This window comes from Roseateles sp. (assembly GCF_031397715.1).
GTDB lineage: Bacteria > Pseudomonadota > Gammaproteobacteria > Burkholderiales > Burkholderiaceae_C > Paucibacter_A.
In genome coordinates this window covers 1-9,557 of the sequence record NZ_JANNMI010000473.1, presented here as the reverse complement: position 1 = coordinate 9,557, position 9,557 = coordinate 1, and the positions used below count along the sequence as shown (strand labels likewise).

The following is a 9,557-nucleotide window of genomic DNA, read 5'->3' as shown; positions in this document are numbered from 1 at the left end:
GGGCATCAAGGTGTGGTTGGTATAGGAGACCGCCTGGCGCGTGATCGCCCAGGCCTGATCCCAGCCCAGGCCATGCTCATCCAGCAGCAAGCGCATCAGCTCAGCCGGGGCCAGCGCCGGGTGGGTGTCGTTCAGGTGAATCGCGTTGCTTAGCCCCAAACCGTCCAGGTTGCCCGCCTCGCGCAGATGGCGAGCGATCAGGTCTTGCAGCGAGGCGCTGACCAAAAAAGCCTCTTGCTTCAAGCGCAACTCACGGCCGGCCGCGCTGCTGTCGTCCGGGTAGAGCACCCAATTCAGCGCATCGGCGGCGACGCGGTGGCGGGACGCGCCGGCATAGTCGCCGGCACAAAAGGCCTTGAAATCGATAGGAGCTGCGGCCGTCGCATGCCATTGGCGCAGCGTCGAGACGCGTTCGCTGTGGTGCGCCGGCACGATGAAGTCAAAGGCCTGCGCCTCCAACAGCTCGGCCGGCTGCCAGTGGCGCCGGCCCATTTCGTCCACCGTGACCCGGCCGCCGAAGCCGACGGCATAGCGCACATCGGCACGCGGCACTTCCCAGGGCTGACCCAGGCGCATCCAGTCATCCGGTGCCTCGACCTGCCGGCCGTCTTGAATCGCTTGGGCGAACATGCCGTATTGATAGCGCAGGCCATAGCCGAAGGACGGCAGGCCCAGCTCGGCAAACGAATCCAGAAAGCAAGCGGCCAGGCGACCCAGGCCGCCGTTGCCGAGCGCCGCGTCGGGCTCACGCTCCAGCACATCGCCGAGCTGCTGACCCTGCGCGGCCAAGAGCCGGCTCAGTTCGGGCTCCAGACCCAAGGCCGCCAAGGCATTCGTCAGGGCGCGGCCCATCAGGAATTCCATCGACAGGTAATGCACGCGGCGCACCGGATGCGCCGCTGCCTGATTCGAGTCGCGCGCGGCATCCTGCGCCTGCGTACGCGCCCAGCGCTCGGCCAACACGCCGCGTGCCGCTGTGGCCGCAGCCCGCATGGCGACGGCCGCCGTGGGTTGCGTGGCCTGCGCCAGCTCAAGCCCATAGGCCAGGGTGAACTGTTCGTTGAGGGTGGCTTTTTGGACTGCGTTGGACGTCATGAGGATGGGTAAAGGAAAGGCAAAAGTAGGGAAACAATGAAGGGCCAGAGGCGGCATGGGACAAAGTATCGCCTACTCCGGTAATTTTGTGTAGTTTCACTACATAGTGAAAGCCCCAATTTGTCTTTCGCATCTTGGTTTCCCCTCAAAAAGTCATCGCACCTAGGTAGTTTTGCTGTTGTTAAACTACATACAGAACGGTATATTGCCCCTGAGATAAGACAAGGCGTGAGACAAAGATATGGCAGATGTTCAACTCAGCGGCGTGGCCAAGGCCTACGGCGAGGTCAAGATCCTGCACGGGATCGACTTGGAGATTCGTGACGGCGAGTTCATGGTGTTTGTCGGGCCCTCGGGCTGCGGCAAGTCCACGCTATTGCGCACCATCGCCGGCCTGGAGGAAATCACCGGCGGCGAGTTGCGCATTGGCGGGCGCGTCGTCAACGAGGTGCCGCCGGCCGAGCGCGGTATCGCCATGGTGTTCCAGAGTTATGCGCTCTACCCGCATATGAATCTGTACGACAACATGGCCTTCGGTCTCAAGCTGGCCAAGGTGCCGCCGGCCGAGATAGCCGCGGCGGTCAACAGCGCGGCAAAGATTCTGCACATCGAACATCTGCTGGACCGCAAACCCAAGGACTTGAGCGGCGGCCAGCGCCAGCGCGTCGCGATTGGCCGCGCGATTGTGCGCAAGCCCGAGGTGTTTTTGTTCGACGAGCCGCTTTCCAATCTCGACGCCGCCTTGCGCGTGCGCATGCGCTATGAGTTCGCCAAGCTGCACGAAGAGCTCAAGACGACGATGGTTTATGTGACCCATGACCAGGTCGAGGCGATGACGTTGGCCGACCGCATCGTCGTGTTGAATGCCGGCCGCATCGAACAGGTCGGCACGCCGCTGGAGCTGTACGAGCATCCGGTCAATCTGTTTGTGGCCGGCTTCATCGGCTCGCCGAAGATGAATTTTCTGGAAGCCGAGGTGGTCGCGGCATCACCCTCTGGTGCCAGCTTGCGTCTGGCCAGCGGCGCGGTGGTCAGCACGGCGGTCAATGCCGCCAGCGCCAAGTCGGGCGACAAGGTCACGCTGGGCCTGCGACCCGAGCATTTTGTGGTCTGCGACGGCGAGGCCGAAGCCGTCAACGCCATCCAATGCACCGTCACCTTTGTCGAAGCACTCGGCAGCGCCACGCATGCCTACTGCGCCTACCCCGGCGTGGAGGATGCGCTAACTTGTGAATTCGACGGCCGCACGCGCATCAAGGCCGGCCAAGACATTCGACTGAGCCTGCCGCCCGAAGCCTGCTACGTTTTCGATGCCGCTGGCTTGGCACTGCCAAGATTGAGCGGGACGCCCGCATGAAGAGCAGCGCCCTTTTTCTGCCGCTGCTCGCCTTGCTGCTGAGCGGTACCGGCCACGCCGCCGGCAATCACAAACTGCTGGTCTGGATCAATGGCGACAAGGCCTATACCGGCCTGCAGCAAGTCGGCGATGCTTTTACCAAGACCTCCGGCGTCAGGGTCGTGGTCGAGCATCCCGTCGACGCGACCGACAAATTCCAGCAAGCCGCCGGTGCCGGCAAAGGCCCGGACATCTTTTGTTGGCCGCATGACCGGGTCGGCGAATGGGCCAAATCGGGGCTGCTGACGCCGCTGCGTCCGAGCAAAAAGATTTATGCGGAGGTCGAAGCAGCGGCCTGGCAGGCCTTTGCCTACCAGGGCAAGATTTGGGGCTATCCGATTGCGATCGAAACCACCGGCCTGATCTACAACAAGGCCTTGGTGGCCACGCCACCGGCCACTTTCGATGAGCTGATTGCGCTGGACAAGCAGTTGCAAAAGCAAGGCAAGCACGCGATTTTGTGGGACTACAACAAGAGCTTCTTCAGCTGGTCCATCCTGGCCGGCGCGGGCGGACAGATTTTCGGCCGCGATGCCAAGGGTGAGCTCGATGCCAACAGCGTCCATGTCAACAATGCCGGCGCGCTGGCCGGTGCCGAGATGATTGCCCGGCTCTTGCGCGAGGGCCATATGCCCAAGGGCGCACGCTATGCCGAGATGGAAAGCGGCTTCGCCAAGGGCGATATTGCGATGATGATCTCCGGCCCCTGGGCCTGGGACAACGCGAAACGGGCCAAGATCGACTTCGGCGTGGCTCCCATTCCTGCGGTGATTGCCGGCAAACCGTCCAAGCCCTTTGTCGGCGTGCTCGGCTGCATGATTGCCGCGCCCAGCACCCAAAAAGACATCGCCAGGGAATTCCTTGAAAACCACTTGATGCGCCCCGACGCACTGAAGATGCTGGACGCCGATGTGCCGATCGGCGTGCCCGCCAACAAGGCCTTTTATGCCGAGCTGTCGGTCAACCCGCTGATCCGCGCCAGCATGGAGAACGCCCGCCTGGGCGAGGCCATCCCCAACATCCCCGAGGTCGGGCGTTTCTGGACCGCCATGGACGCTGCGCTGGAGGCCATCACCAACGGCTTGCAAAGCCCCAAGGACGCGCTCGACGGTGCCAGCGCCCGCATGCTCTTGAAGAGTAACAAATAGATGAGCGCAGCATTCCAAACACAAAGCCTCGGCGCACTCAGCGCCTACAGCAAACTGCCGCCTACCGCGCTAGAGCGGGCGCTGCAAGCCCTGCGCTGGCCGCTCACCGGCGCGGCCATGCTGGCCGCGCTGTATCTGGTCTTCATGATCCACGCCGCCGGCCAAACCTGGTGGGCGGTCGGTGCCTTGAGCTTCTTCGCGGCGGCCTTTTACGTTTACGTCAGCAATGCGGGCTTTGCTTACCGCTACCTGTTCCCCGGCATTGCCGGCATGCTGATCTTCATCGCCTTCCCGCTGATCTACACGGCACAAATCGGCTTCACCAACTACTCTTCCGCGCACCTGTTGAGCGAGCAGCGAGTGCGCGACTATCTGCTGGACCAGCACGAGGCGATGCAAGCGCTGACTCAGCCCTTCACCCTGCATGCGGATGGGCCTGAGTTCCGCTTGGTGCTCAGAGGAGCCGATGAAAAGCCGGCCTGGGTCTCGCCGACATTGGCCTTGCGCAGCACAGGCAAGGAGTTAGCGGTCGAGATGGGGGCTTTTGCCAATCAGCCCCTACAGCCGGCCCTGGGCTTGCGCGAGCTGATTCAGCACCGCGAGGCCTTGATGCAGTTGAAGCTGGTTTTGCCGACCACGGCGGGTCTGGGCGATATCCGTTACCTGGGGCTGCGCGAATTTGGCCCCATCACACGCAACTGGCAAGCTAACGCGGACGGCAGTCTGACAAGGATCGCCGACGGCCTGGTCTTCAGCGCCAACCGCGAGATCGGCAATTTTCAAAGTGCTGAAGGCGAAATCTTGCAGCCCGGCTTCAAAGTGGTTGTCGGCTGGCAGAACTACACCCGCATGCTGCTGGACGCCGAGTTCCGTGGTCCTTTCCTGGCGATCTTCAGCTGGACGGTCATCTTCAGTCTCTTGACCGTCGTGCTGGCCACGGCCATCGGCATGACGCTGGCCGTGATGTTGAACTGGGAAGACCTGAAAGGCCGCACCACTTACCGTACGCTTTTGTTCCTGCCTTACGCGGTGCCGGGCTTCATCTCCATCCTGGTTTTCAAAGGCTTGTTCAACCAGAACTTCGGTGAGATCAACGCGATTCTGGACGCACTGTTCGGCGTCAAGCCGGCCTGGTTTGCCGACCCGCTGCTGGCCAAGACCATGCTCTTGATCGTCAACGTCTGGTTGGGCTACCCCTACATCATGATTCTGTGTGCCGGCTTGCTGAAGGCGATTCCGGCCGATTTGTACGAAGCCTCGGCGATTGCCGGGGCCGGCCCGCTGACCAACTTTTTCAAGATCACCGCACCCTTGGTCATCAAACCGCTGGCACCGCTCTTGGTCAGCGCCTTTGCCTTCAACTTCAATAACTTTGTCTTGATTGCGCTGCTGACCGACGGCCGGCCCGATTTCTTGAGCACCAAGATCCCGGCCGGGCAGACCGACATCCTGGTGTCCTACACCTACCGCATCGCCTTCAAGGATTCCGGCTCCGACTTCGGCCTCGCGGCGGCCATTTCGACGCTGATCTTCTTCTTGGTGGCGGCGATGTCTTTGATCAATCTGCGCTTGATGAAGAAAGCACAAGGCTAGAGGACTATGAACCCCCACATTCACTTCGTTCACTGCCCCCCGAGGGGGCGCTCAATGCCCTTCGGGCGGCCGGGCGGGCATTGACATGGCAATCGTTCGAGGCAAACAAGCACGTTGGCGAGTCTGGGCAGCTCACGCCCTGATGTGGGCGTTCTTGGGGCTCACGCTATTCCCGCTGCTGGCCATCGTGAGCATCTCGCTGCGGCCCGGCAACTTCGCCACCGGCAGCATCATCCCGACGCAGATCAGCTTCGAGCATTGGTCCTTGGCACTGGGCATTCCCTACCAAGCGGCGGACGGCAGCTTGGTGCAGCCGCCCTTCCCGGTGCTCTTGTGGTTATGGAACTCGATCAAGGTGGCGACCATCTCGGCCTTTTTGATCGTGGCGATCTCGACCTCGGCGGCCTTTGGTTTCGCGCGCTTGAAGTTCCGCTTCAAGATGCCGATCCTGAACTCGATGCTGCTCTTGCAGATGTTCCCGCCGGTTTTGGCCTTGGTGGCGATCTACACCATCTTCGAGACGATAGGCAACTTCATCCCCTGGCTGGGCATTGAAACCCATGGCGGCCTGGTGTTGGCCTATCTGGGCGGCGTGGCCACCCATATCTGGACCATCAAAGGCTATTTCGAAACGATTCCGGTCGAGATCGAGGAATGCGCCAAGGTCGACGGTGCCAGCCATTGGCAGGCCTTCCGCCTGGTCTTGCTGCCGATGGCGGTGCCGATTCTGATGGTGGTGTTCGTGCTGGCCTTTATCGGCTGCATCATCGAATACCCGGTTGCCTCGGTGCTGCTGCGCGAAGAAAGCCATCTGACCCTGGCCGTGGGCTCCAAGTACTTCTTGCACGACCAGCGCTTTTTATGGGGCGACTTTGCCGCCGCTGCGGTGCTCTCGGGCCTGCCGATCACGCTGGTGTTCCTGCTGGCGCAACGCTGGATCGTCTCCGGGCTGACGGCCGGCGGCGTCAAGGGTTAGCAGCGAGATGCGCCATCATTTACTGATCGCCCTGCTCTTGCTGTCGGCGGGGCATGCTGCCGCTCAGAACTGCAAACCCAGCCCGCTCGGCGAGCGTGAGCTGTTTCTGCGCGGCACGTTCAACAACTGGAGCGCCAGCGACGAGCACCGCTTTGTCTATGTGTGTGACCGTTATGAGCTGTACGCCAAAATCAGCGGCGAGCAGAGCTTCAAGATCGCCGACGAGGACTGGTCGGGCGACGCAGACTTTGGTGGCGGCAGTGCGGCCGAGTTGAAGCTGAAGGGTGGTGCGATCAGCGAGCGCTTTGCTGGCGGTCACAAGTTCCAACTGCTGTTCAGCGACGCTGGCGCGGCCCGTCTGCAGATCAGCCCGTTCTCAGGTGAAGCACCGCAACTCGTCAGCGCACCCACCGTCGCCGACCCGGTCGCGCTGAGCATCCGTTTTGATTCGCGCGACAGTCGCGACAAGTCACCGTTTGGTGCGGTCACGCCGAATAGGCCCGTGCGCTACAGCTTCCAGGCGCAGCCCGGCATTGAGAGTGCCACGCTGGTGGTCGCCAAGCGCCGGCTGGAGGGCAATCAAGAGCTGCTGGAATATGGCGAGGCGACACGCCTGCCCATGAAGGCAAGCAAAACTGGCAAGGCGCAGCGCTGGAGCGCCGAGCACAGCTTTGCCGCCCCGGCCATCTACGGCTACCACTTCGAAGTGCAGATCAAGGGCCAAACCTTTGTCTACCAAAACAAGCGCGACCCGGTGTTCTGGACGCGCGAGAAAGGCAGCATGGGCCTAGGTCTGGTGGACCCACTGCCCGAACAATCCAAACGCATCCGCCGCTACCGCCAGACCGTCTACGCCGCCGATTTCAAGGTACCCGACTGGGCACGCGACGCGGTGTTTTACAACATCTTCCCCGAGAGATTCCGCAATGGCGACGCGGACAACGACCCACGCCCGGGCCGCGATCATTACCAGGACAAGGACGTCGAGTTCCACGCCAACTGGCTGGACAAACCCTACAAGCCCGGCAGCCAAGACGGCTCGGACGAAGCCTTCAACAACGACTTCTTCGGCGGTGATCTGGCTGGCATCATGAGTAAGCTCGACTACATCAAGTCGCTGGGCGCCAACGCGATCTACATGACGCCGATTTTTCGCGCCGCCAGCAATCACAAATACGACACCGCCGACTACACCCAAGTCGACCCGGCCTTCGGTACTAACGCCGACTTCAAGCGTCTGACGGTTGAAGCGGCCAAGCGTGGCATCCGCGTCATTCCGGACACCTCGCTGAACCATGTCGGCAGCGACTCCCCTTATTTCAACCGTTTCGGCAACTACCCCACCGGCGGCGCGTTTGATGACGGGGCGCTGAACCCGGCCTCCAGCTACGCCTCATGGTTCAAGCTCGACCCCGGCCAAGCCAAACCCGAGGACCAATACCAAGGCTGGGTGGGCGTGAAGGATTTGCCCGAGCTGGACAAGGGGTCAAGTAGCTTCCGCGCCTTTGCCTTCGGCGCGCCCGGCTCGGTGATGCTGCAATGGCTGGACCTGGGCGCGGCCGGTTGGCGCATGGACGTGGCGCCCTGGGTGCCGGATGACTTCTGGCGCGAATGGCGCACGGCGATCAAGGCGCACAAGCCGGACGCTTTTCTGATCGCCGAGACCTGGTTCGATGCCAGCAAGTTCTTGCTCGGCGACAGCTTTGATTCGTCCATGAACTACATCTTCCGCAACACGGTGCTGGACTATGCGGCCGGCGGCGATGCGCGCAAGCTTTACCCCCATATCGAGCTGATGCGCGAGGCCTACCCGCCGCAGGCCTTCTTCGCGATGATGAATTTGCTGTCATCGCATGACCAGGCGCGCGCTCTGCATCATCTGGGCTGGCAGGTCGAGGCCGACCGGGAAGCCGAAGCCTTGGCCAAACAGCGGCTGCGCCTGGCCAGCTTTATGCAAATGACGCTGCCCGGCGCACCGGCGATTTACTACGGCGACGAGGTCGGTGTCGGTGGCGGCGAAGACCCGCTCAACCGCGCCACCTACCCCTGGGCCGACCTCGGCGGCCAGCCCGACACCGCGCTGCTGGCCGATATCAAGCGCCTCACGCAGCTGCGTCACCAACACAAGGTCTTGCGCCACGGCAGTTTCAATGCACCGCTGCACCTGGACGCCCATCTGATCGTGCTGGCCCGCCAAGACGGCAAGAGCTGGGCGCTGACGGCCAGCAACAACTCCGAGAAGATGCAGACCGTCAAGCTCAAGCTGGCACCGAACATGCGCGGCCTGCGCTGGAGAGACGCCATGACGGGCCGCACCTTGACGGCCGACCGCCAGGGCGTCGTGCAAATCAGCGTGCCGCCGCTGTTTGGGCGCGTGCTGATCAGCCTTTAGAGCCGCCCTCACATGCCATCACCACAGTTCGCAGAAGACCGCGTTGGCCCCGATCGGCTGCGGTGCGCCGCACTCACAGCGCTGCTTCTGTTCGGCCATGCGGTTGCGGCACCCGTCAAGCCAAGCCCCAAGGGCTGGCATGACGGTGCCGTGTTCATGGAAATCTTTGTGCGCGGCTACCAGGACAGCGACGGCGACGGCAGCGGCGATCTGCGCGGCCTGATCCAGCGGCTGGACTATTTGCAGGAGCTGGGCATCCAAGGCATCTGGCTGATGCCCATCACCCCCAGCGCCGACAAAGATCATGGTTATGCCACCACTGACTATCGCGCTATCGAGCCGCAATACGGCAGCCTGGCGGACTTTGATGAGCTGATGCGGCAAGCCCACAAGCGCGGCATCGCCGTCATCATCGACTATGTGATCAACCACAGTGCGGCCGCTCACCCGCTATTTCAACAAGCGCTGCAAGGGCCGGGCAGCCCTTACCGCGACTGGTTTGTGTGGCAGCACGCAGCACCCGAAGGCTGGGACATCTGGGGCAAGAACCCCTGGTACGTGACTGAGCACGGTCATTATTTCGGCACCTTTGGCCCGCACATGCCGGACTTCAATCTGCGCAACCCGGCCGTCGTCGACTACCACCGCAGCAGCCTGCGCTTTTGGCTCAACCGAGGGCCAGCGCTCGAGTACACGCGCGACGAGTGGGCCATCAAGTCACCCGAGCTGGGCCTGCCGAACTCGCTGCGCGTCTCGGCCCTTGCGTTCGGCGTGATCGCGATGCTCGGTCTGGTCTTCGCGTTTGCATTGCGCACCGTGTCGCGCAAGGAGCTGGGTGCGGCCGGATCGGTGATCGGCGCGCTCGCAGTGGCCTGCTGGCTGGGGACGGGGCCATTGCAGCAACTCGGCAACCTGAACCTGCTGATCTTTCTGGTCGGTCTGGTCGGCGTGTGCCTG

The 9,557-nt window shown here is 62.4% G+C and carries 7 protein-coding genes; 6 read left to right on the top strand and 1 reads right to left on the bottom strand.

Annotated elements, in window-relative coordinates:
• The coding region (locus RMO57_RS21000) for a glycogen/starch/alpha-glucan phosphorylase (RefSeq protein ID WP_310389985.1) at positions 1-1,095 on the bottom strand (1,095 nt) is incomplete at its 3' end.
• Positions 1,096-1,336: 241 nt separating this feature from the next.
• On the opposite strand from RMO57_RS21000, the gene RMO57_RS20995 reads away from it, so the two are divergent.
• The 6 genes from RMO57_RS20995 to RMO57_RS20970 form a co-directional block, all read left to right on the top strand.
• Positions 1,337-2,452: a sn-glycerol-3-phosphate ABC transporter ATP-binding protein UgpC gene (locus tag RMO57_RS20995; RefSeq protein WP_310389983.1), complete on the top strand. Its 1,116-nt coding sequence runs from the start codon at positions 1,337-1,339 to the stop codon at positions 2,450-2,452.
• Entirely contained in the window at positions 2,449-3,639 is a 1,191-nt protein-coding gene (malE, locus tag RMO57_RS20990) for a maltose/maltodextrin ABC transporter substrate-binding protein MalE (RefSeq protein WP_310389981.1), read from the top strand. The genes RMO57_RS20995 and malE overlap by 4 nt, the downstream gene beginning before the upstream one ends.
• Positions 3,640-5,232 (top strand): maltose ABC transporter permease MalF, encoded by a 1,593-nt coding sequence (gene malF, locus RMO57_RS20985; RefSeq protein WP_310389979.1) that lies wholly within the window; start codon positions 3,640-3,642, stop codon positions 5,230-5,232.
• Between the two features lie 85 nt (positions 5,233-5,317).
• Positions 5,318-6,208 (top strand): maltose ABC transporter permease MalG, encoded by an 891-nt coding sequence (malG, locus tag RMO57_RS20980; protein WP_310389977.1) that lies wholly within the window; start codon positions 5,318-5,320, stop codon positions 6,206-6,208.
• A 7-nt stretch (positions 6,209-6,215) separates the two neighbouring features.
• Positions 6,216-8,600 (top strand): glycoside hydrolase family 13 protein, encoded by a 2,385-nt coding sequence (locus tag RMO57_RS20975; protein WP_310389975.1) that lies wholly within the window; start codon positions 6,216-6,218, stop codon positions 8,598-8,600.
• A 12-nt stretch (positions 8,601-8,612) separates the two neighbouring features.
• Positions 8,613-9,557 (top strand): alpha-amylase family glycosyl hydrolase (locus RMO57_RS20970; protein ID WP_310389973.1); only part of this gene is annotated, 945 nt, incomplete at its 3' end.